Origin of the sequence: Porifericola rhodea (assembly GCF_030506305.1) — a bacterium.
Taxonomy (GTDB): Bacteria; Bacteroidota; Bacteroidia; order Cytophagales; family Cyclobacteriaceae; genus Catalinimonas; species Catalinimonas rhodea.
Genome location: NZ_CP119421.1, coordinates 768024 through 794826 on the forward strand (window position 1 = coordinate 768024; position 26803 = coordinate 794826).

Genomic DNA, 26803 nt, shown 5'->3' on the forward strand with positions numbered 1-26803 from the left:
TGTCAGCCATGTATTAAGAGTGCTGGGTAAGGTAAACAGACTGAAATAGCAGGATTTTAAAAGCTGTTTAAGTATACATCAGCTACTTTATGGAGTGAGAATAAGTGCCTTTTTAATAAATATGTATTTAAATAATAAAGGCACACGCTTTGTCACCTCTTACATTACGAATCGCAACCTCCTACTACTTAAGATTATTTACTCTAATAATGGCAAAATCAGCTAGTTATATAGCTATAGTTAAAGCATAAATTGAAAAAGTTATATTTTAACCTGGTATAATTAAGTTTGTCGACCCTTCAATACATTTTTCTTCTCTTTAATATTACGTTGTGGAATATTCACATTTCATAGTAAGGGAAACAAATCTAAATTGCCGGCACTTATTTATCAGGTTTTCTGAGGTTTAGGTTTGATTCTATTTAATAAGCATCGTTTTGAAAATCTTATGGTAAAGCATACGCCATACATACTTATTGTTTTCCTGTGGCTATGCATCTCATTTGATGTATTAGGACAGGACAACAAAGAACTAGCTCGTCAACAGGTTGAGATTGGGGATGAGATTTACTATGAGCAAAAAGCACCCGAGGTAGCTAAAGAATTCTATATTCTTGCAGCTCAGGCAGATCCCGATAATATTAAGGCTAACTATATGGCTGCCAAAACTATCACCGAAACAATTAACAAAGGTGAGGCTACCCCATATTATCTGCGTGTTTATGAGCTTGATCCGGATTATCGCTTTGATCTACTTTATTCTATTGGTAGAGCTTATCAGTATGGGCTAGAGTTTGAAAACGCGGTAGAATACTATAATGCTTATCTGGCCAAACTTGACAAAGACTCTGAGTACCGGGGCGAAGATAAAATTCCTCAAAGTCAGGTAAAAAGACGTATCTACGAATGTGAAAACGGTTTAGAGTTTGTTAACAATGCCAGAAACTTTGTAATTACGAATCTTGGCAACGAGATTAACTCCAATAGTCTGGACTATGCGCCAGTAATTAATGCGGACGAAACCGTAATGATTTTTACCTCTCGCCGTAAAGAAGATAACCTCAACGAAAACGTATACGACGATAACTTTGCTTACGAAGACATCTTTATCTCCCGCAAAGTGGATGGCAAATGGCTGCCTGCAGAGAACATTGGAGAAACTGTAAACACCCTTTATTTTGAGTCTAGTTCTGCGCTATCAGCCGATGGTCAGCAGCTTTATATTTACCGTGACGAAAACAATGGAGACCTCTTCGTGTCTGACAGAAAAAGTGATGGTACATGGTCTCAGCCTACTCCGGTCAGTGACAATATAAACTCCAGTTATTCTGAAAACTCTGTATCAATTGCTCCCGATGGACAAACCATCTACTTTTCAAGTAATCGTCCTGGTGGCTATGGTGGCTTAGATCTTTACAAATGCGAAAAAGACCGCCGGGGGGTTTGGGGTAAAGTAACTAACTTGGGAGACAAAATTAACACTCCTTTTGATGAAGATGGAGTTTTTATAGATCACGACAACAACACTCTCTTCTTTAGTACCAGAGGAAGAAAAGGTATGGGTGGGTATGACATTTTCAAGTCTGTTTACGATGAGGAAAATGCGAGCTGGGGAGAACCCGTAAACCTGGGTTACCCTATTAATACACCTGATGATGATATATACTTTGTAAGTACTAAAGATGGCAAAAGAGGGTATTATGCTACTGTACGTAATGATGGTATAGGTTATCTTGACATTTATATGGTGGAGATTCCTGACCTGAATGCTGACAATGAGCAACTGGATAAAAAGAAAAGCAGTAAGATTGCTGAAAATGGCGCAAATAATATTAACCGTAACCTTAATAAGGTTGAGGAGTCTAAGAATGAAAGTACTCAACCTACAGCAGGCACTCCATCAAATGATGCCCTCCAGCCAGTACAGCTTTTACTTAAAGTAGAAGATGCTTCTAACCAGCAGGCCATCAATGCGAGCGTAAGCCTGAAGCCTATTCAGGGAGGAAAGTCCTTAAAAGGAGAAAATGTAGCACAGGGTATCTACCGCTTTAATATTCTGGAGAATAAGGCTAATGATTATGTATTGGCAGTGGAGAAGAACGGCTACGTCTACAAAAGCCTGAAGGTAGGAATTCCAGCTGCAAGTGCTGAAGCCCAGGAGTTCAGAAAAAAAGTATCTCTTGACCATATTTCATCAAACTACAAGATGATTCTCAATTTTGTCTATTTTGACTTTAACAGTGCCAGGCTGAAAGAATCATCGTACGACGAACTCAATCGTCTAAAGCAGTTTATGAACTCAAACCCAGGCACCATTGTAGAGATTGCCGGCCATACCGATAGCGTAGGCCCTAAAGCTTACAATAAGCAGCTTTCGCTGGAGCGAGCTCAGGCTATAGTAAACTTCCTGATTAGTGAAGGCGTTGAAACTGGGCGTCTGGTAGCTCAGGGCTATGGTGAAGAAGACCCTCTGGCCTCTAACGACGACGAAAACGAAGGAAGAGAGCTTAACCGCCGTGTGGAGATGCGTATTTTAGAAAATAACGAAGCTACCACTTTAAAGTAAGCTTTCTTTTAGCAACAAATTTGTCTTTTGCTGTGTTGGATACTCGGAAAACCTTTACCTTTGTCCGCCATGGCAGTAGTCCCTTATAAAGATCAGAAAAGCAGTAAAAAAGAGCAGGTTGCAACTATGTTTAATAACATTAGTAAGCGCTATGATCTGCTCAACCATCTCCTTAGCCTCGGTATAGATATTACCTGGCGCAAACAGGCAATCGCCCAGTTAAAAGCTGACCGCCCTCAACTTATTTTAGATATGGCCACCGGTACTGCCGATTTTGCCATAGAGTCTCTTTCCCTCAAGCCAGAAAAGGTAATTGGAGTAGACATCTCGGAAGGCATGCTGGAAGTAGGCCGTAAAAAGCTTAAGAAAATGAATCTTGATCATAAGATTGAACTTAAGCTAGGCGACTCAGAAAGAATTCCTTTTGACGATAATATATTTGATGCTATCATCGTTGCTTTTGGTGTACGGAACTTTGAAAACCTGGAAAAAGGTCTCGCCGATATGTTTAGAGTACTTAAGCCAGGTGGCAAAGTAGTAGTATTGGAATTTTCTAAGCCTACAAGCTTTCCGTTCAAGCAATTGTATAACTTTTACTTTAAAGCAATCCTACCCATTATTGGCAGGATTATTTCTAAAGATCAGTCAGCTTATACATATCTACCCGAATCGGTACAGTCTTTCCCAGATGGAGAGCGCTTTACAGAAGTACTGAAAAAGGTGGGCTACCAAAACACGACATGCAAAAAACTAACATTTGGCATAAGCTCCATTTACACTGGCAAAAAGTAGCAGCTTGCTGTTTTCTGCTTAGTATCTGCTTATTAAATGAGGCCCAGGCCCAACTTACCAAGACTGACAATTTACCTAATTATGATAAGCGCTGGCTACATTATGGGTTTTCTATAGGTATGCACAGCTCGGGATATCGCTTGCAGTATGCTGATGATTTCAACACTTCTGCTTTTGACTCCCTCCACTCAGTAATGCCTTCTTACACCTTTGGTTTTTCTCTGGGCTTAATTGCAAACATTCGCCTTGCTGAATTTCTTGATCTACGTATTACCCCTGAAGTAGTTTTTTACGAAAACCATCTAGACTATAATTACATCAGTGCCGGACAAAGTATAGTGGAAGAGCAGATTGTAGAAACAACTTTTGTGGAATTTCCTGTGCTTTTTAAGTACAAATCTATGCGTAGAGGTAATACACGTATGTATTTAATTGGCGGTATTGAGCCAGGCATAGAAGCAACCGGTAAAAAGAAAGACCAAAACGAAGACGACCGCCTGCTGGTTAATGGCACCAACCTTTCTGCCCAGCTTGGTTTTGGTCTGGATGTATACTTTCCTCTATTCAAATTTGCTCCCGAACTAAGATTTTCTCGTGGTCTGCTCAACATGAAAAATGACAAAGAGAACGCTTACGGAGCTCCTATTAAGCAGCTCACCACCAATACAATTACGCTTTATCTCCTTTTTGAGTAAGCTTTAAGAAATAAACTTTTCTCTTGTTTCTACGGTTTTTTAGAGGTGGAGAAACAAGGAATTAATGTAGTATGGTTCAAACGAGATTTAAGGCTAACAGACCATGCCCCTCTACATCATGCTATCAAAAGTGAGCGCCCTACCCTACTGATCACTTTTCTGGAACCCTCACTTATGAATGCCCCAGAAAGTAGTTCCAGGCACTGGCGCTTTGTGTATGAGTCTGTAAAGGAAATGAAGTCAACTCTCAGCTCTCATCAGGCCGATTTGTACTTATTTCATACCGAAGTGCTGCCTACTCTACAGGCTATCCACAAAGAGTATTTTATTGATACACTCTATACTTATCAGGAGACAGGCCTTAACTGCACTTTTAGTAGAGATAAAGCCATTAGTCAATTTTGCAAAACAATGGGCATTACATGGACAGAATATGAAAGTAATGCAATTTTGCGGGGACTTAAGAACCGTGAAAACTGGACTGAGCATTGGCAGGAGTTTATGCATCGTACTGAAGACGAAATACAGCTTAGAAAATTGCGACCTCTTATATTGCCGCAAAGATTTTTAACTGATAACTCTGGCCCTATACTCACTGATGATATCCAACAACCTAATGCTAACTTTCAGCAGGGAGGAAACTCATTTGCCCTTAAATATCTGGTTTCTTTCTTAAAAGAACGATCTAAAGTTTACAGTCAGCATATCTCTAAGCCCGAGTTGAGCCGTAGCAGTTGCAGTAGGCTTTCTCCTTACATAGCCTGGGGCAACTTATCTGTACGTCAGGTGTTTCAGACAGCAGAGGCTTTTAAAAAATGGGTACCTCATAAAAGACAGATAGATAATTTTATTTCACGACTCCGCTGGCAGGGGCATTTTATTCAAAAGTTTGAATCTGAATGCCGTATAGAGTTTGAAAATTTTAACACGGGCTATAATAGTACACGTACCGAATGGAATGAAATTAATTTTGAAGCCTGGAAATCTGGTAATACTGGCTACCCTATGGTAGACGCGGCTATGCGTTGTGTAAACCATACTGGCTACTTGAACTTTAGGATGCGGGCTATGCTGGTATCTTTTCTCACGCATCACCTCTGGCTTCCCTGGAAGGCCGGAGCCACTCACTTAGCGCAACAGTTTTTAGACTTTGAGCCAGGTATACACTATTCTCAGTTTCATATGCAGGCAGGCACTACCGGCATACATACTATCAGGGTGTATAATCCTGTAAAACAATCGCTCACACACGACCCCAAAGCCCGATTTATTAAAGAATGGGTGCCAGAACTGGCAAAGCTCCCTACTGTTTTTGTACACCAACCCTGGGAAATGACGCCAATAGAGCAGCAAATGTATGGCTTTAGTCTCGGCAAAGATTACCCCCACCCTATTGTAAACTTAAAGCAAAGCGGCAAACATGCCAGAGAACAGCTATGGCTATTAAAAAAAGAGACTGAGGTACAGAAAGAGGCGCAGCGTATTTTAGACAAGCATACTATCCACAATAGAGTAGTGTAAAACAGCGAAAGAAATGAAGCACCGCAAAAAAGGTGACTTGCCTGCTAAAAACTGCCCTGTGTGCCAGAAACCCTTTAGCTGGCGCAAAAAATGGGAAAAGCAATGGGATGAAATCGCCTATTGTAGCGAACGTTGCCGACGGAACAAAAATAAAATAATAAATGCTTAGCAGTGACAAAATCTTTACTACTGTTTATATTAAGCTTCTGTACTATTAACCTACTCATCTCAAATAAATATATGAAGCTTAGAATCAAAGGAAACAGTATTCGCCTCCGCCTTAGCCAAAGCGAGGTTGACCAAATTGGCAGAGGTGAAGCAGTAAACGAACAGGTTTCCTTCGGCAATAATTCTTCTGGCTTTAGTTACAGTCTGCAACCTCAAGCTGAACAAACAGAGATTTTTGCCCAATATGCAGACAACAAACTTCTGATCATGTTGCCAGAAAAAAAGGCCCAGTTGTGGGCCTCTTCGGATATTGTAGGGATGGAAAATGATATTAGCTTCGAGAATGGAGATACGCTATATATACTCATAGAAAAAGATTTTCAGTGCCTGCACCAGCGCCCCCGAGAAGATGAGCAGGATAACTTTCCTAATCCTGCCGCACAGACTTAAGCCTTGGCCAGCGCTTTTTCTATCATCGCCAGCTCATCGGAAGATAGTGCCAGTTTCATTGCAGAAGCATGTCCCTCTTCCGACATTTTCTTCCAGGTTTTAGCAACTATGTCTACTATTTTCTCTTCTGGATGCTGCTTGGCAAAGTCACCGAAGTAGTATTGCAAAAATACCAGACACACTACATCTTCCAAAGTCTGGGTTTCAGGATCGCTTTTTAGCTTCTGCTTTTTTAACAGAAAGGCAACCCGATCTATACTTTTTTGCTCGTAGCCGTGAGCAGCCATAATTTCTCCAGCCTTTTCAGCGTGAAACATTTTGAGCTGCGTACGCCATTTCAGATAACCTTTTCTGTCCATAGGATAGTCTGAGCGAGGAATTTCCCACCTTCTGATATGCTGACACCTGGCGGCCAGTTGCAATTCCTCAGAAGCTTCAGGGTAAAATACAGCCAGAGTGTTGCTCATTCTTTGGCCGTAGAGTAATTCTTTGGGCACTTTTCTACCATCTACTTCCTCCTGATGAGGATCTTCCGCATTAGCTTTATCAAAAGCAGCTATTGTTTGCTCAAAACGACTTTTGTCAGCTATCACTTCTTTTCTGCTGGGTTTACTGAGCCAGTCAGAAGTTACTTCATTCAGCTTTTTTACTTTGTACTCAAAATCCCCTTTGAGCTGATCTCTTACTTCTTTAAGGTTATCCAGCAAGGATTGTACATCGTCAGGAATGGCTTCTTCCAGATATTCACGTATGCGCTTGGTAAGCGTAGGCGACTTACCATTACTAGAAACGGCAATTTTCAGATCTCCTTTTTTAACTACCGAGCTTAAATAAAAGTCGCAGAGATCGGGAGTATCTGCTACATTAGTCATAATATGGCGACGGCGCGTAATTTTTTTTATTTTCTCATGCAAAGAACGATCATTGGTAGCTAAAAACACCAGGTCTTTGTCCCTCAGGTCTTTGCGCTTAAATTTTCGCTCCTTAATTTTTACGTAAGGGTACTTTTTTGCCAGCTCGTATATTTTATCCTGCAAGATTTCTTTTCCTACTAAAGTAATATGAGTTTCCGGGCTGTTTTTAAGGAGTGCTTCCAGTTTTTCCAGGCCTACATAGCCTCCTCCTACTACTAGCACTTCTAGCTCATGCAGTTTAAAAAATACCGGAAAGAGCACATTTCCTTCAGATGAATACTGTTCTTTTGATGCCATACCTTCTGTTAATATTTTAAGCTTCAGCGAATTTACACTTTGCCTTGCACATAGCAATAATTTTGTTTACCCCAGTTCATAATAGTCCAGAGAACCTGCTAACAGATCGGTGAGTAGGCCCCCGGCTATTTCTACCTTGGTTTTGCAGTCTTCAAAAAAAGTATAAATACGCTGTAAAAAGCAAATTTTATACGTATCAGGAGAAGTTACTTAAAATATTTTTTACGTAATATTACGTATTTATAAAATAATTTCCTTACTTCGTACAGTTACCTGCTTAAATAAAGGGCTCTAACCCTATCAGTTTATCTTATCTCAAATAGCTAATACAGTTTTGCTATGAAAAAAGTCATCGTTGTAGGAAATGGTATGGTCGGCTATAAGTTTTGCGAAAAAATACGTAAAACAGCCTCAGCTGAAGAAATCTCACTCACCGTATTTGGAGAGGAGCCACGTGTAGCCTACGATCGGGTACATTTGAGTGAATATTTTAAAAACCAGGATGCTGAAGCCCTTACCCTGGCTCCTGCAAGCTGGTACAAAAACAACCAGATAGAACTCTTTAGCGGCAAGCTTGTCTCCCACCTCAACCGAAGAAACAAAAGCATAGAAACCCACGACATGCAGGTCATGGAATATGACAAACTTATAATCGCCACTGGTTCAAGCCCCTTTGTTCCCCCCATCCCTGGTACAGACAAAAAGGGGGTTTTTGTTTATCGTACGATTGAAGACCTGGATGCCATTATTGATTATGGTAAGTCTATGAAAAGTGCTGCTGTACTTGGCGGAGGGCTGCTCGGTTTAGAGGCTGCTAAAGCTATGTTAGATCTGGGACTGGAAACACATGTGGTAGAGTTTGCCCCACGCCTGATGCCGAGGCAACTGGATAATGCCGGTTCGGCAGCATTACAAAGCAACATAGAATCTCTGGGGATACATATTCATCTCAATAAAAATACTAAAGCTATCTCTGGTAATGGCAAACTAGATGCGCTCCATTTTGCGGATGGTAGTCAGCTAGGGGTAGATATGCTGGTTATCTCTGCGGGTATACGCCCTCGCGACGAGTTGGCGATGCAATGTGGACTGGAAGTAGGTCCAAGAGGAGGTATTGTAGTTAACGAATATATGCAAACTTCCGATCCGGATATTTATGCAATTGGAGAAGCCGCCCTCTTTCAGAATATGATTTACGGGCTGGTAGCTCCCGGTTACGAAATGGCAGAGATAGCAGCACAGCACCTTCAGAATAAGCAACAAAAGATATTTAAAGGTAGCGATATGTCTACCAAATTAAAGTTGATAGGTGTGGACGTCGCCAGTTTTGGCAATCCTTTTTGTGAGCAACTTGCACACCATCCTATAGTCTATGAAAATAAGGCCAAAGGCATATATAAAAGGATTAACCTCTCGGCAGATGGTAAAAAGCTACTAGGTGGAATACTGGTGGGCGATGCTGAAGCGTATAATATGTTGCTTCAGACCATGCAAAACGGGCTTAGCCTTCCCCCTAACCCGGAAGACCTTATTCTGGGAAGCAGAGGTGATGAGGCTAAAGGCGCAGGGGTAGAGAATTTGCCTGACGATGCGCAAATTTGCTCCTGCGAAGGTGTAAGCAAAGGGAGCATCTGCCAGGCAGTTACTGAGGGTAATCTCAGTAGTGTGCAGGAAGTTAAGAAATGTACTAAAGCAGGAAGCGGTTGCGGAGGCTGTATGCCTATGGTAAATGACTTATTCAACTATGCTCTGCAAAGTATGGGTAAAAAGGTTAAAAATACGCTCTGCGAACATTTTGAATACTCACGACAGGAGCTTTTTGACCTGATAAAAATAAAAGAGATTAAAACTTATGAGGACCTACTGGATACTTATGGTAAAGGGGATGGATGTGAAATTTGTAAACCTGCTGTTGCCTCTTTGCTAGCCAGCATCTGGAATGAGCTGATCACCGAACAGGACACCATTCAGGATACCAATGATCGATTTCTTGCCAATATACAAAAGGGCGGTACCTATTCGGTGGTACCCCGAATCCCTGGCGGAGAGATTACTCCAGAAAAACTGATTGTGATAGGCCAGGTAGCTCAAAAGTATGACCTCTACACCAAAATTACCGGAGGTCAGCGTATTGATATGTTTGGAGCCCACCTTCATCAACTTCCAGATATCTGGGAAGAACTGATAGAGGCTGGATTTGAAAGCGGGCATGCTTATGGCAAATCTTTACGTACGGTAAAAAGCTGTGTAGGCTCCTCCTGGTGTCGATACGGATTACACGATTCTGTCTCTTTCGCACTGGAAATTGAAAACCGCTACAAGGGACTTCGCTCCCCTCATAAACTAAAAAGTGCGGTCTCTGGCTGTATACGTGAGTGTGCGGAAGCACAAAGTAAAGACTTTGGTATTATTGCTACTGAAAAAGGCTGGAACCTCTACGTATGCGGCAATGGAGGAGCTAAACCTCAGCATGCCCAGTTATTAGCTACTGACCTGGATAGCGAAACCTGCATACGCTATATAGACCGTTTTCTGATGTTTTATATCAAAACTGCCGAACCCCTGACCCGTACCGCTACCTGGCTCAATAAGCTGGATGGGGGCATGGAGTATCTTAGAGATGTAGTAGTAAACGATTGCCTGGGCATAGCTAAAGAGCTAGAAGAAGACATGCAGCGAACGCTCAGAGTATACAAATGTGAATGGAAAGAGGTAGTAAATAACCCTGAGTTAAGGGCAAAATTTACGCATTTTATCAACTCTCCTGAGCCAGATGCGCATGCCCGATTTGACAGAAGGCGACAGCAAAAAGTACCTCTTAGCTGGGGCAGCTAATACGTAATTACACCAAAATCACAAAAAGTATAAGCCTATGATATCTGTAGAAGAATACAAAAGCGTAAGCCTGAAGGAAGCCAGCACCTGGTTTAAAGCCGCTCCAGTTAGCGCCTTCCCCACTGATGGTGGAGCATGCGTACTTTACAAAGGAAAACAAATTGCGGTATTTAACTTCTCCCGACGTAAAGAGTGGTACGCCTGTCAGAATTTATGTCCTCACAAAAAACAGATGGCTCTTTCCCGAGGCCTGATAGGTACTCAGAATGAAGAACCTAAGGTAGCCTGTCCTTTCCATAAGAAAACGTTCTCACTAAAAAACGGTAATTGCCTTAACGGTGAGGAATGTAGCCTTGCTACCTACCCTGTTAAAATTGAAAATGAGTACGTATACATTGGTTTTACAGATTAAGAACTCACCTTCAACATAGATGAACTGATAGAAAGGCCGGAACTTATGTTCCGGTTTTTTTCTGCCCTACCATTAGCATTGCCTTCACACAATTAATAACAAGTAGTTTTACGTAAAATCTAGTAGTTTTCGTTTATTGTAATATGCAAGCACAGCAGGAAAGAAAAAATGGTTTTGAACGCCTGGGCCGAATGTACGCCCTTGCCTTATCAGGTATCGCGGCAGCTATTATTATTAGTCAGCTTTTTGTGCAGGGCTACATTAGTCAGCAGCAGTACGATTCTCGAATTATCAACCTGGCAGGTCGCCAAAGAATGCTGAGTCAAAAGATTAGTAAAATTGCTTTGCAGATAGGCGAAACTAAGAACACAAACCATCGTCAACAGTATGCAGAGCAACTTTCAGAGGCACTCATATTGTGGACACAATCGCATCAGGGTTTGCAGGAAGGCAACCCCACTTTAGGAGTTATTGATAATCGTAGTGTAGCGATAGATTCTATGTTTGAGGCTATACACCCCTATTACGAAGCTATTGTAAATAATAGCAGGCAGATTATCCAGCAGCTTCAGCAAAATCCTGATGCTGATCCATCACAGCTACAGCCCTTTATAAATCAGATTCTGATGCAGGAGTCTGAATTTTTAGATGCGATGGATAATATTGTTTTTCAATATGATGATGAAGCCCGAGCAAGAGTTATACAGCTGAGATGGATTGAACTTATCTTACTAGGTTTATCATTATCTATCATATTGTTTGAGCTGCTCTTCATTTTTCGGCCAACAGCTCGCCATATTAGAAAAACGATCGCCGAGCTTCTACATTCAGAGAAATTGGCAAAAGATATGTCAAAAGAGATTGGTGCTCTGTACAGCTCACTGGAGCGTTCTTATCAGGAATTAGCAAAGGTAGATGTAAAAGAGGACTTACCCCGTGTATATGCTAAAACCAAACCCTCCGGCATATTTGAATATATTTCTGATGAGTTCAGTAAAATTTTAGGAGACATCAACCTTGCCCGTTGCAGCAATATATTTGCCTGGCTGGAGCACGAGGGCTATGCATATGATCAGGTTCAAAACATTCATCAGATTGTGATGCAGGGCGATGCCTGGTACGGAGAGGTAAAGGCTACTTCTGAAGAGGGAGATTTTATCTGGCTGGATATGACCATCGTACCCACTCTCAACACCGAACGTGAAATAGAGTTACTTACCATTGTCTGTTCCGATAAAACAGAAAGAAAAGAGGCAGAAGCACGCTCTCATGAAATTATCCGCGACAAAATAGATACTGAGCTCAAGCAACAAAGAGTACGCTCTATTTTGATACTGGAAGGACAGGAAGAAGAAAGAAGGCGTATCTCCAGAGACATACACGACGGCATTGGCCAGCAGCTTACCGCTCTCAAATTTACTATTGAAAATATTAACCTGGAGCCAAATATGCCTGCCCGGGAAGCCAAAGTCAAAGAAGCACAGACCATGCTCAACCAGGTTATTCAAGAAGTACGCAGAGTATCTTTTAACCTGAACCCCAGTGCATTGAGCGACTACGGCCTGGTACCGGTTACGCGTCGTTTTTGTGCCGAAGCCAGCCGCCTTGCTAATAAAAATATTACTTTTGAAAATAAGACCGGCTTTCTGAACCGAATGGATAAAAGCGTAGAAACTAACCTTTATCGCATAATACAGGAGGCCGTTAACAATGCTATCAAATACTCCAAATCAGAAGAGATACGAGTAGAATTTAGTCACAATGCTCATTATCTCAACATAGAAATAATAGATAAGGGAGTAGGTTTCGACTATGAGAATTACCTCTTAAGGGAAAGTAGAGAGGGTACTAACCTGGGCCTGTTGAATATGCAGGAAAGAACTTATTATATTAACGGCACATTTGAGCTAAACTCAGAAAAGGGTCAGGGCACCCGCATCAACATACATTTACCCATCAATGGAAGAAACAAGAAAGACTATAAAAGCAGTATTGGCGGATGATCATGGCGTAGTAAGAAGTGGAATTAAGTCATTACTGGAAAGTGAAGGTGATATAGAAGTAATCGCTGAGGCAGAAAATGGTCAGGAGGCACTACATCAGGTAGGCAAACTTACCCCCGATCTGGCTATACTGGATGTGCGCATGCCGGAAATGAATGGCCTGGAAGTAGCACGAAACATGCAAAAGTCAGGGATAGATACCAAAGTGCTTATCCTTTCTATGCACGATGATGAAGACTACATTTTACAGGCGGTAGAGAGTGGCGCTTTAGGCTATTTACTAAAGGGCTCTAGTAAAGATGAATTTCTGAAAGCGGTACGTACAGTGTATAAAGGTGAAAAATACTTTAGTGCTGACGTATCTCGCATTTTTATCAATAGCTACCTCAACATCAAAAAAGACAAAAGCAGTAGCCCGGAGGCCAGTGGAGGAAATTACGACCTTACAAAAAGAGAGAAGCAGATACTAACTATGCTGGTAGATGGCATTGGTAATAAAGATATTGCCGAAAAGCTTAACAAAAGCATACGTACTATTGAAACTCATCGCTTCAACATTATGAAAAAGCTAGGTGTAAATAATGTTGTAGAGCTACTAAAAAAAGTTGAAGAAGATAAAGCACTGAAAGATTTTCTTAGCCAGGGCTGATAAATGAGTATATCACTGACGAAATAAAGTATGAGTCTTTAAGAAGAAGATATGATAGCAGTAGTATTATGTGGTGGAAAAAGCAGCCGTATGGGGCAAGACAAAGGACTTATCTCATACGGGGGTAGCTCATGGGCACATAAGCTGAAACTTCAGTTAGAAAAAGTAGGGCTTCAGGTCTACCTTTCTATCAGTCAGGAACAAACTTCGGACTACCAACGCATATTTGCACCTACTTGCCTTATTGTAGATCATGCCTCCTCTCAACACATTAATGGCCCTTTAAGAGGTATGCTATCTGCCCACCTCAGATGCCCGACTCATGATATACTTTTTGTACCCTGCGATATGCCTTTGCTAGCGGCAGACACCTTTCAATTATGGATATCACACTTCCAGAGGCTAACCCATACCCCAAAAGTTCTGGTAAATCAGACCCCTGCTCATTTGCAGCCGCTTTGTGGCATTTATAGTGCCGAGGCTTTATCCAGACTTTGGAATGGACATCAAACAAAATCCCTACAGAACCAAAGCATGCACCATATTGTGTCTGACGTAATTAAGGCAGATTGCCTGGAAGTTATGGACATGCTTCTCCCACAATTCAAAAATTTTAACCATCCAGAAGATTTAGATTAAGCAGCTCTTCACCCAACTTATTCATACTATCGGGATCTGCAAATGTTGCATCATTTAATTACTTATTTTTTTTTGGTAAAAAGCGTACAAAAAATACCTTTAAAGCCTATTTCTAAGTAATTATTCTGTAATACTGATATTTTTCAAAATATTTTTTACGTAAAATTACGTAAAAATAAATTTATCTCTTACCTTTGAATTGTCAGTCCGGACGACGCATTGATTTGACCCTCTTAAACTCAAAAACATGCGTTTAACTATTACCAGAACTATACTGCTTGTACTTCTATGCCTTGCTAGTACTCAATTTGTACTTGCGCAGCTAAGTATCAGTGGAGAAATACGCCCCAGAGCAGAATTTAGAGATGGCTTTAAAACCATCAATACTGCTAGTCAGGAGGCAGCTTTTTTTGTAGAACAGCGCTCGCGCCTTTACCTGGAATACCAGAATGAAAAGCTGGGCTTTCAGTTTAGCTTGCAGGATGTACGCATCTGGGGAAATACTGCTCAGATTTACAAAAGCGACCCGGCACTTACCAATGTGTATGAGGCCTGGGGTGAATACAAATTTAATTCAAACTCCTCTATCCGGGTAGGGCGTCAGGCTCTTAACTACGATAATGCTCGTTTTTTAGGTAATCTGGACTGGGCACAGCAAGGACGCAGCCATGATGTGGTTAAATACATGTACCAGGATAGCAGTGGTTTCTCTTTTCATGCGGGTGCAGCCTACAACCAAAACGTAGTCTTTGAGCCAGGAAAACTATCCTCTACCTATTACGAAGGTATAAATAATTACAAAAGCATGCAGTACCTCTGGCTGCATAAAAACTGGACTACTGCGCAAGCCTCTCTCCTACTGTTTAATGATGGAAGGCAAAAAACAGACTCCAGCCAGGCTTTCCGTCAAACGTATGGTTTTGTAGGAGACAAGCAGCTCGGCAATGTAAAACTTGGAGGCGAACTATACTACCAGGGGGGTAAAGATCAGACAGGCAAAGAGGTTAACGCATGGTTAGCCGCAGTTAATGTAAGCGTTAATACGAGCTTCACCCCACTTACCTTTGGTGTAGACTACCTCTCAGGTACCAACCCTAATGAAAACACTAATCAGGCTTTTAACCCATTATATGGTACCAACCACAAGTTTTATGGCTTTATGGATTACTTCTATGTGGGTAATAACCATGGTCAAAACGGACAAACCAGTGGCTTACTAGATTTTTACGTGCAGTCTAAGTTCAAACTAGGGGAAAGGAGTGCACTTATTGCTCATTTTCATCACTTCAGTTCACCTACCAGTATTTATGCTACCGAAGGCATTGGTGAAGAGCTTTCTATGCAACTGGGTGAAGAAATTGACCTGGTATATAATCTGAACCTAACACCCGAAGTCAACTTTAAACTGGGCTACTCACAACTTTTTTCTACCGAATCGCTGGAAGCGATCAAAGGTGGGGCAGAGCGCAAAGGACTTAACCAATGGGCATGGGCCATGCTCAGCATCAAGCCCACATTCTACGCTAAGTAAATTTTCGTAAAAACCTTTTCAAAAATCATTTAATATGAAAACTACAGCAAAAAAAGCGATGGTTTCTGGCAAAGCTACGTCCATCAACTTATTTAGCCTGAAGACGATTAATATGCGGGCTTTTCACCTCTCTTGGTTCGCATTTTTTCTATGCTTCTTCGGCTGGTTTGGCATAGCTCCTCTAATGGCAGTGGTACGTGAGGAATTGGAACTCACCAAATCTCAGATTGGTAATATCATTATTTCTTCGGTTGCCATTACCGTATTCGCACGCTTGGCCATAGGCTGGCTTTGCGATAAAATCGGGCCAAGAATTACCTATACTTATCTGCTCATTTTAGGCTCTATACCTGTAATATTCATTGGCCTGAGCAATAGCTATGAGTCCTTCCTAATGTTTCGCCTGGCAATTGGAGTTATTGGCGCTTCGTTTGTCATCACTCAGTACCATACTTCTATGATGTTTGCTCCCAATGTAGTCGGTACAGCTAATGCCACGACGGCAGGATGGGGAAACTTAGGTGGTGGAGTAACACAGATGATAATGCCCCTTATCTTTGCAGCCTTTGTAGGCTTAGGCTTTCTGGACACAACAGCCTGGAGGTACGCCATGGTAGTGCCGGGCATTGCCCTGATCATTTGCGGAATATTGTACTACAAATACACCACTGATTTTCCTGAAGGCAACCTGAAAGACCTTAAAAAGAAAGACCCTGAATTCCATGCGAAAAGCCAGGAGAGCAAAGGCGCTTTTAAAGCAGCCCTAAAAGACTATAGGGTTTGGGCGCTATTTCTTATCTATGGAGCTTGCTTTGGTGTAGAATTAACGATCAATAATATTGCAGCCATTTATTACCACGATTACTTCAGCCTGGATCTTAAAACGGCAGGACTTATTGCCGGACTATTCGGACTGATGAACATATTTGCCCGTTCTCTGGGAGGCTTGTTTGGTGACAAAGCAGGAATCAAATGGGGACTGAAGGGACGAGTAGCCTTCCTCGGAACAGTGCTTTTAATAGAAGGCGCAGCACTTATTCTCTTCTCACAAATGAGCGTTCTACCCTTAGCCATTCTAACGATGATTGTCTTTAGCCTGTTTGTACAGATGTCCGAAGGTGCTACCTACTCTGTTGTGCCTTTTGTCAACAAAAAGGCGGTGGGTGCTATTTCAGGAATTGTAGGGGCAGGAGGAAACGCCGGAGCAGTAGCAGCAGGATTTCTTTTTAAATCTGAAAGCCTGAGCTACCCCGAAGCACTCCTGATTATGGGTATTGTTGTCGCTTGTGTCTCTAGCCTTACCCTGGCAGTACGCTTCTCTACTGCCGCAGAAAAAGAGGCTAAAGAAGAAATGGACCACGCATTGGCTAGCAAAAACGAAAAACTTACTCTGGAGCCAGTAGTAGCATAAGTATAATAGTAGATAGAAGGAGGCCTGTTGTTAGTAAGCGGCAGGCTTCATTTTCTCTTTTCAGATAGACCTGCACCCTATGACAAACTTACCCTCTTCTTATCGCTCTACCTGTTCCTACTGTGGTGTAGGCTGTGGAATTATTGTCGAAAAAGACCGTCAGGGGAAGCTGAGTGTCAGTGGAGACCCGGAACACCCAGTAAACAAAGGCATGCTTTGCTCTAAGGGGATGAACCTCCACTATGTAGCCGAAGATCGTAGTGACCGACTTTTTTCTCCACAGATGCGCTGGAGCCGATCGGCACCTATGCAAAAGGTAAGCTGGGATACTGCATTAGGTAGAGCTGCTGCTGTATTTAAGTCTCTCATACAAAATTATGGACCGGACTCGGTGGGCTTTTATGTATCAGGGCAGTGCCTTACAGAAGAGTATTACCTGGTCAATAAGCTTACTAAAGGCTTTCTGGGAACAAATAATATTGATACCAACTCGCGCCTGTGCATGAGCTCCGCCGTAGCCGCTTATGTTGAAACTTTAGGCGAAGACTCCGTACCCATCTGTTATGATGATATTGAGTTGGCAGACTGCTTTTTTATCGCGGGTGCCAATCCTGCCTGGTGCCATCCTATCCTTTTCCGAAGAATAGAAAAGCATAAAGAACTTCATCCCGAAGCCAAAATTGTAGTAGTAGATCCCAGAAAGACGCAAAGCTGCGCGCTGGCAGACTTGCACCTTCAGATTCGTCCGGGAACCGATACAGTACTTTACCACGCTATAGGCCGCTGCCTGATAGAGCAGGGAGATATTGATCTCGCTTTCATTAAATCGCATACCGATGGCTTTGAAGCTTATCGTAAAGAAGTCATGCAGAAGTCTTTGCAGGAGGCTGCCGCTATCTGCGACGTACCTATAGATGATATCTGCCTTGCTGCCAAATATATTGGTAATGCCAAAGGCTTTCTCACTTTATGGGCTATGGGCTTAAACCAAAGCGCTTCTGGTGTCAATAAAAACCTGGCGCTTATCAACCTAAACCTGATCACCGGCCATATTGGCAAACCAGGCTCAGGGCCATTTTCTCTTACTGGCCAGCCTAATGCAATGGGCGGAAGAGAAGTAGGAGGCATGGCTAGTCTGTTAGCGGCTCACCGTAATCTCCTGAATGCTGAGCACCGGCAGGAGGTTGCGGATTTCTGGGGAGTAAAAAGTATTGCTGCCAAACCGGGGCTTACCGCTACTCAGATGTTTGACGCCCTGGAAGAAGGTAGCATGAAGGCCATCTGGATTATATGTACCAACCCACTGGTCAGCCTGCCAGATGCTCGTAAAATTGAAAAAGCACTGGAAAAAGCAGCTTTTGTGGTTGTACAGGATATTTCTAAGCGCTCAGATACACTTGCCTATGCTGACCTGGTACTCCCCGCCGCTGGCTGGCTGGAAAAAGAAGGCACCATGACAAACTCTGAAAGAAGGATAAGCTATCTGGAAAAAGCTATATCACCTCCTGGAGAGGCCCTACCCGATGCTGAAATATTGTGGCGCTTTGCGCAGAAGATGGGCTATCATGGCTTTAACTATCATTCAGTAGCTGAAGTATATGCGGAGCACTGCGCTCTTACCAAAGGCACTCAGATTGATATTTCTGGATTAAGCTATGAGGTGTTGAAAGAAAAAGGGAGTGTACAATGGCCTGTTCCTGAAAAAGGACACTCCGGTACTCCTCGCCTTTTTGAAGACAAAAAATTTTATACGCCTAACCAGCGGGCGCAGATTCAATCCCGTGGAGCAGCTACTCCCTCAGAAGTACTGACACCAGACTTCCCGCTCATCTTAACTACCGGACGTATTCGTGACCAGTGGCACACCATGACTCGTACCGGCAAAGTCCAAAAACTAAAAAAACATATCAGTGAACCCTTTCTGGAGATTCATCCCTCAGATGCCCGCAAAAGAAATATCCGTGAAGATGAAGTGGTGGTAATTACCAGTGCACGAGGTGAGGTAAAAGTGAAAGCAAAAGTAACGGACCACATTAAAAAAGGAGTTGTTTTTTTGCCTATGCACTGGGGAAAAATATTGCAAAACGACTTTGGGCGTGCCAATAACCTGACCAATAACCTCTACGACCCAGTATCTAAAGAACCTGATTTTAAGTTTTCTGCAGTACAAGTAGCCAAAGTGTCCAAACCCAGGCAGAAAATTGTAATCGTAGGTGCTGGAGCTTCTGCCTACCGCTTTATCACTACCTACAGAGAGCTTAACCAGCAAGATGAAATTCATGTCTTTTCTAAAGAGGAACACCCTTTTTACAATCGTGTACTACTGCCAGAGTATATTAATGACTCTCTGGCATGGCACGACCTGATGAAATTTAAAACTGAGGAAGAATTTGATAAGCTAAATGTGAAACTTCATCCTTCCAACGCCATTGCTTCCATAGACCGAAAAAATAAACTCCTGACTGATGCCCAGGCCAAGCAGCATAATTACGATATACTGATACTGGCTACCGGAAGCAGGGCTTTTGTACCCACAGATGTGCCCATGCATTATCCCGGAATCTTTACCATGCGAAGCCGAGACAATGCTGACAAGCTTAAATATTATCTTCCTCCCCAGCCAGAAGTCATTATTGTTGGTGGAGGCTTACTAGGGTTGGAGCTTGGTGCTTCCCTGCTGGAAATGAATGTGAAAGTTTCCATCATACAACTCGCATCTCGCCTGATGCAACGCCAGTTGGACCATACTGCCAGTAATTTATTGCGAGAAAAAGTAGAAGAGATGGGGATACAGCTGTATATGAACGACCAGGTACAGTTTATCGAACAGCATGCTCCTCAGGAGAATATTCTGGTCAGGCTAAAAAGTGGTAAATCACTCAACTGTCATGCTGTCGTTTACGCCATTGGCACCCGCCCTAATATTGAGCTGGCTTCAGAGGCAAAGCTGGAGTGTGGGCGTGGGGTTCAGGTTAATGACTACCTGCAAACTTCTGACCCCGAAGTGTTTGCACTGGGCGAAATAGCTGAACACAGAGAAAAGATGCTTGGTATTACAGCTGCTGCTGAACAGCAGGCCGATACTGCTGCACGCTATATTGCCGGTGATCCGCTGAGCATGTATCATGGTTCTGTACCCATGAATATCCTCAAGTTTTCTCATCTGGATCTATGCTCTATCGGGATTCCGGAAATACCGCATCAGCAACGCCATGAGTACGAAGAAGTTTTCTTTCTGGATAAGTCTAAAGCTTACTATAAAAAGTGTATTATCCATAAAGACCGACTGGTAGGTGCCATACTTATGGGTGACAAGTCTGAATTTGCCGAATACAAAAGCCTGATAGAAGACAAAACAGAGCTTGGAGAAATGCGCGATAAGCTACTTCGTGGCAATGGCGCCTCCAAAGTAGTTAAGGGCAAGCTGGTATGTTCCTGCGGAAATGTGGGGCAGGGGAACATTACAGAAGCTATTGAAGATGGCTGTCAAGAGCTGCGCGCACTTTGCCAGACTACCGGAGCCGGTTTAGGTTGTGGCAGTTGTAAACCTGAACTCAAATCCCTGATTGAAGAAAAGCTGATGGTAAAAGCCTGATCTATAGTTTTTGCTCTTCAGTAGAACTCATATAAACTGGCATAGCCCAGTTTGTGACTAATTGTGTACCTTAGAACTAATCAAGAAGATATAATTTAAGCATATGCTGGTAAGAGTTTTTGCTAAAGGAGGAATAATCTCTCCCGGAGATTTTGCCAAAGTGCTGGAAGTAGCTCAGGGCTTGGGCTCAGACTACGTGCACCTGGGAGCACGTCAGGATATTCTTTTTCCTATCCGTATCGGCAATATTGAGAAGATACAGTCATTACTACATCAGCTACCCCTAAGCTATGAGTATGAAAACAAGCATCAGGAAAACATTGTAAGCTCCTACGTTACGCTAGACGTTATGCCTTCTACTTCATGGCTTGCACCCCATATTTACCATTATGTACTGGATAGCTTTGACTACAGACCATCGCATAAAATTAATATTACAGACCCTACGCAGGGTATGGTTCCTCTCTTTACAGGTAACATCAATTTTATTGCTTCTTCTATAGACAACTACTGGTACCTCTACTTACGCTACTCTGCGCTTGACAACAAACCCTGGTGCTGTCCGGAGCTTATCTATGGTTTTGACCTGGCAAAGGTGGCCAAAGCCATAGAGCAGTTGAAGCCGGTAGAAAACAACATACCCCTTAAAGACATTTATACTGAGCTCAAATCCAGAGTTAAATTTAACACCCGTGCTTTAGAACAGCCTTTAGAATACCCGGAAATGACTTTTCCATATTTTGAGGGGATTAACCGTACAGAAAGTGATAAATACTGGATGGGGCTTTATTGGAGAAATAACCGCTTCACTATCAAATTTTTAGAAGTGTTCTGCAACCAATGTCTAAAAACAAATATCGGTATCATCTGCCTTACGCCCTGGAAATCCATACTTATTAAAGGTGTGTTAGAAAAAGATAAGCTGGAGTGGGAGAAGATACTGGGGATGTACGGTATCAATATGCGCCACTCTTCACTGGAATTAAACTGGCACCTGCCAGTGGCCGACCAGGATGCACTGGAGCTTAAGAACTATCTGGTACGCGCACTAGACCAGCAGGATATTAGTACATACGGTTTATCTTTTACTATTAAAACCCGTAAGCATGTGGTATTATTCACATCTGTAGTGATTGAGCGAATAGAACCCGAAAAAGAGGATGAACCCTATTTGTATAATATTCTGTACGCCAAAAATTTTAACCCTAATTTTTTTGACTATTACTATTATTCAAGGGCTATTAACCGGGAAATTATACCTGCATTACTAATAGAGCTGAGCAAGAAGTATTACGAACAGTTGAGCGCAAAAAAAAGTAGTAGTACACCACCAAAGGTCTACACTTTACAAGAGTCTAAAAAGCTGATTTTCCAGTGTGGTAGTTGCCTGAGTGTTTATGATGAAACTTATGGAGATACCCTCGCTAAAATTCCCGCTGGCACTCCATTTTCACTTTTACCAGATACCTACCATTGCTCTGTTTGTGGCAGTCCTAAAGCAGGTTTTAAAAAGATTGAGCAACTGATAGACAAGCACTAGATGATTTTTACTGCTCTTCAGCCATATGCTCACCTCGTGCTTTAATTACATCGCAGGCTAGGTAGAGTGCTTCTCGCATAGACACTTCACTGGCTTCACCTTTACCGGCAATATCGTAAGCCGTGCCGTGGTCAGGCGAGGTACGCACTACAGGCAGCCCCGCGGTAAAGTTTACTCCCTGCTCAAAAGCCAGTGTTTTAAAAGCTACCAGGCCCTGATCGTGGTACATAGCTAGTATTCCATCAAACTTTCGGTACATATTTACACCAAAGAACCCATCAGCAGGATAGGGGCCAAAAGTCAGGTTGCCTTCATCTTTTAGCTCTTCAATTACCGGCTTAATAATCTCCTCCTCCTCTGAGCCCAGCAGCCCACCTTCGCCAGCATGAGGGTTAAGGCCCAGCACTGCAATTTTAGGCTTAAGAATACCAAAGTCGTGACGTAGAGAGTTCTCCATTACTTTAAGCTTACGGCGCACCAAGTCTCTGGTCAGATGGTTACTTACCTCGTTTAACGGAATATGGCCAGTAGCCACACCTACTCTCAGCTGGTCATGTACCATCATCATCAGCATATCTTTAGCACCAAAAGTCTGGGCAAAGTACTCCGTATGCCCCGCGAAGTTAAAAGCTTCGCTTTGTATATTGTGTTTATTAATAGGTGCGGTAACTATAGCATCAGTATAATCTTCCTGCAATGCTTCAGTTGCTGTTTTTAGCGATACCCAGGCAGCTTCACCAGCTTCATCGGTAACTTTTCCGGCTTCTACCAATACCTGTTTCCAGCAGTTGATCACATTTACTTTACCATAGGCGATTTCATCCAGCGACTTAATCGTCATAAAATTAAAGCTATCTTCCAGGTTAAGGCTCTTGCGATAAAACGACATAACCTTGGACGAACCAAAAATTACAGGTGTCATCATATTGAGCATCCGTTTATCTGCCAGTGCTTTAATAGTAACCTCCGGGCCAATACCATTAAAGTCACCCAGGCTAATACCGATAACAGGAAGTTCTCCTTTCTTTTTACGCATGATCTTCTGAGGCTTGCTTGCCAACTCTGTATTTTCCATAATTTCTATTTCGCCAGAGATTTAAAAAACTGATACAAAAGTCTTACGCCCGCCCCGGTACCATTTTTTCCTTTATAATGGTCCGGAGATTCCAGGTAAGCAGTACCCGCAATATCGAGATGTATCCAGGGATAGTCTGTAAACTGTTTTAAAAACATGCCCGCTGTAATGGCACCCGCCATACGCCCCCCAATATTTTTCAGGTCAGCAATGTCAGACTTTAGCTGATCTCGGTACTCATCCCACAACGGAAATTCAACAAGGCGCTCATAGGTTTGGTTTCCTGCTTCTTTCAGTGCCAGCATTTGTGCTTCATCCACATTGCCCATAACAGCCGCACCTTCTTTACCCAGGCTCATAACTGCTGCACCGGTTAGTGTTGCCAAATCTATCACCAGCTCAGGCTTATACTTTTTGGCATATACCAATGCATCGGCTAGTATGAGCCGCCCTTCAGCATCTGTATTGAGCACTTCTACCGTAGTACCATCAGATATGCTGATGACATCTCCTGGCGTTATTGCGTTTCCTCCGGGGCGGTTATCAGTTGCAGGAATCAAGCCTACCAGATACAGAGGCAGTTTGCTTTTTGCTACTGCTGTAAACAGTCCGGCAACCGCCGCGGCACCACCCATATCGGACTTCATGATCGTCATGGAACCTGAAGGCTTAAGGCTAAGACCGCCAGTATCATAAGTTACGCCTTTGCCTACCAACACATAAGGTTTTTTGTTGATGGCATTAGCTGGTTTGTACTCCAAAACATTAAAGGTAGGAGGGTCAACACTACCCGCATTAACCGCAAGCAGGCCTCCCATCTTTAGTGCCTTTATTTTATCCTTTCCAAGTACATCCACTTTGAAACCGGCATCTTTACCTGCCTTTTTTAATGATTTACCCAGTAATACAGCATTTAGTGCTATGGCAGGCTCATTTACCAGGTCACGGGCATAGCAGGTACCTGCTACCACATGTTCCAGTTCTTCTAGCTCTACTTTATCCAGCTTTGGGCTACACAGATAAAGTATTTCAAGAACTGCTCTGCTATCCTGAGTGCTTTTGTACTGATTAAACTGATATAGGGAGAGCAAGAGACCTTCCGCCACAGCCATAAGGTCGGTGGCATCTTCTTTATGGCTACTGTAAAGGTAAAGGCTGCTTAGCTTTTCGTTGCGAGCTGCCTGCGCTAGCTTATAACCTATCTTCCGAAAATGCTCCTTTTTTAGATGTCCAGATTTGGAGTGGGCTGGTGCTATCAAGTACAACATACGTTCGTACTGATTGATAGAAACCACTTCAGCATTCTCTTCCAGCTTACGCTTTACGTAAGCCTCTTCTTCCTGGTTTCGGCAGTAGCCTGAGGCATCATCTGGCTGCTGAAGTAATACGGCCAACGGCTTGTTTTTTTTTGTCTCTTTGGCCTGTTTTAGCTTTACTGACATAAAAAATCCCTTATTTTACGGCGCAATTTAACAATGCTTTTTTAATAAAGATGATTATTCAGCATCTTTCTCTCGGAGGCATTTTTTAGAACTAAACTGATAGAAATACTGTGGTCAGACCGAAGAAACACCTGGGGCAACACTTTTTAAAAGATAAGAACATAGCAGCTAAGATTGTGGACGGCCTGACATTGCACAGCGATTACCGGCAAGTGTTGGAAATAGGTCCTGGTACGGGGGTGCTTACCCAGTTTCTGGTGCAGGACGAACGTTTTACCACTTCTGTAATTGAGCTGGACAGTGAGTCTGTAGCCTACCTGCAAGAGCACTACCCCATGCTAAAGCCCCGCATTTTTTTTAAAGATTTTCTTAAAACAGATCTGGAGTCTCTGGTACAAACTCCTTTTGCCATAATTGGAAACTTTCCGTATAACATCTCGTCTCAAATCTTCTTCAAGATTCTGGACATTAAAAATGAGGTGCCAGAGGTAGTCTGCATGCTGCAAAAAGAAGTGGCAGACCGGCTCAAATCAGGCCCCGGAAGTAAGACCTACGGTATTCTTAGTGTGCTGCTGCAAGCTTACTATGATATTGACTATTTATTTACTGTAGAACCCGGTGTATTTAACCCTCCTCCCAAGGTACGCTCGGGGGTAATTCGTCTCCGGCGTAATGCTACCAAAGCTCTGGCCTGCGATGAAAAGCTGTTCCGCAGAGTGGTGAAACAAAGCTTTCAAACGCGCCGCAAGACCTTGCGCAACGCACTGAAACCTCTAAATTTGCCCGAAACAATTCGGCAGCTTAATACCTTAGATTTACGTGCAGAACAGTTATCAGTAAATGATTTTGTAGAACTCACGCTTAAAATAGAAGAGTCTTGGAAACAGGAGCCATAATGCATTTTGAAGTATCGCAGGAGTACCTGGAGTGGCTTAGAGAAGCCATCAGCCGGGACGAAATGCAGTCTGTCAGAGAGAGTATGCAGGATGCAAACCCTCCCGACATACTTACTGTGCTTTATGAGCTTAATACCGAAGAGTCCAAGTATGTGATCAAACTACTGGACGAGGAGCGTGCTGCCGATGTAATCATTGAAATTGAGGAAGAACAGCAAACAGCCTTTCTTAAAAATTTTCACTCCGGAGAAATTGCCCGCTTTATAGACTACCTGGACTCTGATGATGGCGCCGACATACTTAACCGCCTACCTATACAGACCCGAGAGAAGGTCATTGACAAGATGGAAAATGCTGAGAAAGCCCGTCATGTTAAAGACCTGATCCGCTATGAAGAAGACCATGCCGGGGGCCTTATGGCCAAAGAGCTTATTAAAGTAAATATTGACTGGACCGTACAGCAGTGTATAGAAGAAATTCGCAGGCAGGCAGAAAATGTAGAGAAAATTTACTCGGTATATGTAGTAGACAAACAAAACCATCTGATTGGTAAAGTCTCTCTAAAGAGGATTATCCTCTCTAACGATAATACCAGAGTCGCAGATATCTACGATGAAGAGGTCGTGTCTGTAGAAACTTATCTGGAAGAAGAGGAAGTTGCCGATATAATGCGCCGATACGACCTGGAAGCTATTCCGGTAGTAGATATTATGAACCGACTGGTAGGGCGAATTACCATTGATGATGTGGTAGACGTAATTACCGAAATGGCCGAGCAGGAACGTCAGATGATGTCCGGTATTTCTGAAGATGTGGAAGAACGAAGTGGCAGTGTTTGGCTACTCTCTCGGGCACGCTTACCCTGGCTGGTAATTGGTATGGTAGGTGGTCTGCTGGGTGCCCAGTTTATAGGAATCTTTGAAAAAGATATTGCCCTGGTACCTGCTATGGCCTTTTTTATTCCTCTTATTACTGCGACTGGCGGTAATGTAGGCATACAGTCCTCTTCGCTGGTGGTACAAAGTCTCGCTAATGCTTCGGTATTTAGCGATAGCCTGGCTAAAAGGTTAGGAAAGGTATTGCTGGTAGCGATTATAAACGGACTGGCACTGGCCGCCCTGGTTTTTGCCTTCAATCTCTTATTTGGAGAAAAACTGACCTTAGCAGCCGTCGTAGCCATCGCTCTTTTTAGTGTAGTACTCTTAGCCTCTCTTATGGGCACCATTACCCCGCTGATTCTTGACAAACTGGGAGTCAATCCGGCACTTGCCTCCGGTCCTTTTATCACCACGGCAAACGACCTGCTAGGGCTTGCTGTGTATTTTTCGGTAGCTCATATGCTATATGGCTTTTAGTGTTGCTCATCTTTAAG

At 42.8% G+C, this 26803-nt stretch carries 20 protein-coding genes; 17 read left to right on the forward strand and 3 right to left on the reverse strand.

Annotation, left to right across the window (positions count from 1 at the left end):
- Positions 1–448 precede the first annotated feature (448 nt).
- The 6 genes from PZB74_RS03325 (at position 449) to PZB74_RS03350 (ending at position 6192) form a co-directional block, all read left to right on the forward strand.
- Positions 449–2566, forward strand: coding sequence for an OmpA family protein (locus tag PZB74_RS03325; RefSeq protein WP_302240757.1), 2118 nt, complete (start codon positions 449–451; stop codon positions 2564–2566).
- A 69-nt stretch (positions 2567–2635) separates the two neighbouring features.
- The gene (ubiE, locus tag PZB74_RS03330; RefSeq protein WP_302240759.1) at positions 2636–3358 is read left to right on the forward strand and encodes a bifunctional demethylmenaquinone methyltransferase/2-methoxy-6-polyprenyl-1,4-benzoquinol methylase UbiE; all 723 of its coding nucleotides are present in this window, start codon (positions 2636–2638) and stop codon (positions 3356–3358) included.
- Entirely contained in the window at positions 3307–4053 is a 747-nt protein-coding gene (gene porT / locus PZB74_RS03335) for a type IX secretion/gliding motility protein PorT/SprT (protein WP_302240761.1), read from the forward strand. Before ubiE ends, porT begins: the two co-directional genes overlap by 52 nt.
- A 45-nt stretch (positions 4054–4098) precedes the next feature.
- Positions 4099–5574, forward strand: a complete 1476-nt coding sequence (locus tag PZB74_RS03340; protein ID WP_302240763.1) for a cryptochrome/deoxyribodipyrimidine photo-lyase family protein — start codon at positions 4099–4101, stop codon at positions 5572–5574.
- A gap of 13 nt (positions 5575–5587) precedes the next feature.
- The gene (locus tag PZB74_RS03345) at positions 5588–5743 is read left to right on the forward strand and encodes a DUF2256 domain-containing protein (RefSeq protein WP_302240765.1); all 156 of its coding nucleotides are present in this window, start codon (positions 5588–5590) and stop codon (positions 5741–5743) included.
- 71 nt (positions 5744–5814) lie between these two features.
- Positions 5815–6192, forward strand: coding sequence for a DUF7009 family protein (locus tag PZB74_RS03350; protein WP_302240766.1), 378 nt, complete (start codon positions 5815–5817; stop codon positions 6190–6192).
- On the opposite strand, the gene PZB74_RS22605 is transcribed toward PZB74_RS03350, so the two are convergent.
- Positions 6189–7403 (reverse strand): DUF4202 family protein, encoded by a 1215-nt coding sequence (locus PZB74_RS22605; protein ID WP_367281465.1) that lies wholly within the window; start codon positions 7401–7403, stop codon positions 6189–6191. The genes PZB74_RS03350 and PZB74_RS22605 overlap by 4 nt on opposite strands.
- A gap of 339 nt (positions 7404–7742) precedes the next feature.
- Here PZB74_RS22605 and nirB point away from each other — a divergent pair, with 339 nt between their 5' ends.
- The 9 genes from nirB to PZB74_RS03405 all read left to right on the forward strand — a co-directional run bounded on the left by nirB (position 7743) and on the right by PZB74_RS03405 (position 22018).
- Positions 7743–10238 (forward strand): nitrite reductase large subunit NirB, encoded by a 2496-nt coding sequence (gene nirB / locus PZB74_RS03365; RefSeq protein WP_302240768.1) that lies wholly within the window; start codon positions 7743–7745, stop codon positions 10236–10238.
- 37 nt (positions 10239–10275) lie between these two features.
- Complete coding sequence (nirD, locus tag PZB74_RS03370; RefSeq protein ID WP_302240769.1) at positions 10276–10650, forward strand: nitrite reductase small subunit NirD; 375 nt, start codon at positions 10276–10278, stop codon at positions 10648–10650.
- Between the two features lie 143 nt (positions 10651–10793).
- Positions 10794–12653, forward strand: a complete 1860-nt coding sequence (locus PZB74_RS03375; RefSeq protein WP_302240772.1) for a sensor histidine kinase — start codon at positions 10794–10796, stop codon at positions 12651–12653.
- Positions 12610–13302: a response regulator gene (locus tag PZB74_RS03380; protein ID WP_302240775.1), complete on the forward strand. Its 693-nt coding sequence runs from the start codon at positions 12610–12612 to the stop codon at positions 13300–13302. The genes PZB74_RS03375 and PZB74_RS03380 overlap by 44 nt, the downstream gene beginning before the upstream one ends.
- 51 nt (positions 13303–13353) lie before the next feature.
- On the forward strand, positions 13354–13941 hold the full coding sequence (gene mobA / locus PZB74_RS03385; protein WP_302240777.1) for a molybdenum cofactor guanylyltransferase: 588 nt from the start codon (positions 13354–13356) through the stop codon (positions 13939–13941).
- Between the two features lie 247 nt (positions 13942–14188).
- A complete protein-coding gene (locus PZB74_RS03390) occupies positions 14189–15472 on the forward strand; it encodes an alginate export family protein (protein WP_302240779.1) in 1284 nt (427 codons plus the stop codon).
- A 34-nt stretch (positions 15473–15506) separates the two neighbouring features.
- Positions 15507–16883 carry a NarK family nitrate/nitrite MFS transporter gene (locus PZB74_RS03395; protein ID WP_302240781.1) on the forward strand — a complete coding sequence of 459 codons (1377 nt, stop codon included), beginning with the start codon at positions 15507–15509 and terminating at the stop codon, positions 16881–16883.
- A gap of 79 nt (positions 16884–16962) precedes the next feature.
- Positions 16963–20478, forward strand: a complete 3516-nt coding sequence (locus tag PZB74_RS03400; RefSeq protein WP_302240782.1) for a nitrate reductase — start codon at positions 16963–16965, stop codon at positions 20476–20478.
- Positions 20479–20581: 103 nt separating this feature from the next.
- On the forward strand, positions 20582–22018 hold the full coding sequence (locus tag PZB74_RS03405) for a rubredoxin (protein ID WP_302240784.1): 1437 nt from the start codon (positions 20582–20584) through the stop codon (positions 22016–22018).
- Between the two features lie 7 nt (positions 22019–22025).
- Here the strand turns inward: PZB74_RS03405 and pdxA are convergent, their stop codons facing one another.
- Both pdxA and PZB74_RS03415 read right to left on the reverse strand, forming a co-directional pair.
- Entirely contained in the window at positions 22026–23054 is a 1029-nt protein-coding gene (gene pdxA / locus PZB74_RS03410) for a 4-hydroxythreonine-4-phosphate dehydrogenase PdxA (protein WP_302240785.1), read from the reverse strand.
- 44 nt (positions 23055–23098) lie between these two features.
- Positions 23099–24535 carry a leucyl aminopeptidase family protein gene (locus PZB74_RS03415; RefSeq protein ID WP_302240787.1) on the reverse strand — a complete coding sequence of 479 codons (1437 nt, stop codon included), beginning with the start codon at positions 24533–24535 and terminating at the stop codon, positions 23099–23101.
- 110 nt (positions 24536–24645) lie between these two features.
- Between PZB74_RS03415 and rsmA the strand changes: the two genes are divergently transcribed.
- Together rsmA and mgtE are read left to right on the forward strand one after the other, a co-directional pair.
- Entirely contained in the window at positions 24646–25431 is a 786-nt protein-coding gene (gene rsmA / locus PZB74_RS03420) for a 16S rRNA (adenine(1518)-N(6)/adenine(1519)-N(6))-dimethyltransferase RsmA (RefSeq protein ID WP_302240789.1), read from the forward strand.
- Positions 25431–26786, forward strand: a complete 1356-nt coding sequence (gene mgtE, locus PZB74_RS03425) for a magnesium transporter (RefSeq protein ID WP_302242744.1) — start codon at positions 25431–25433, stop codon at positions 26784–26786. Before rsmA ends, mgtE begins: the two co-directional genes overlap by 1 nt.
- Positions 26787–26803: the final 17 nt, after the last annotated feature.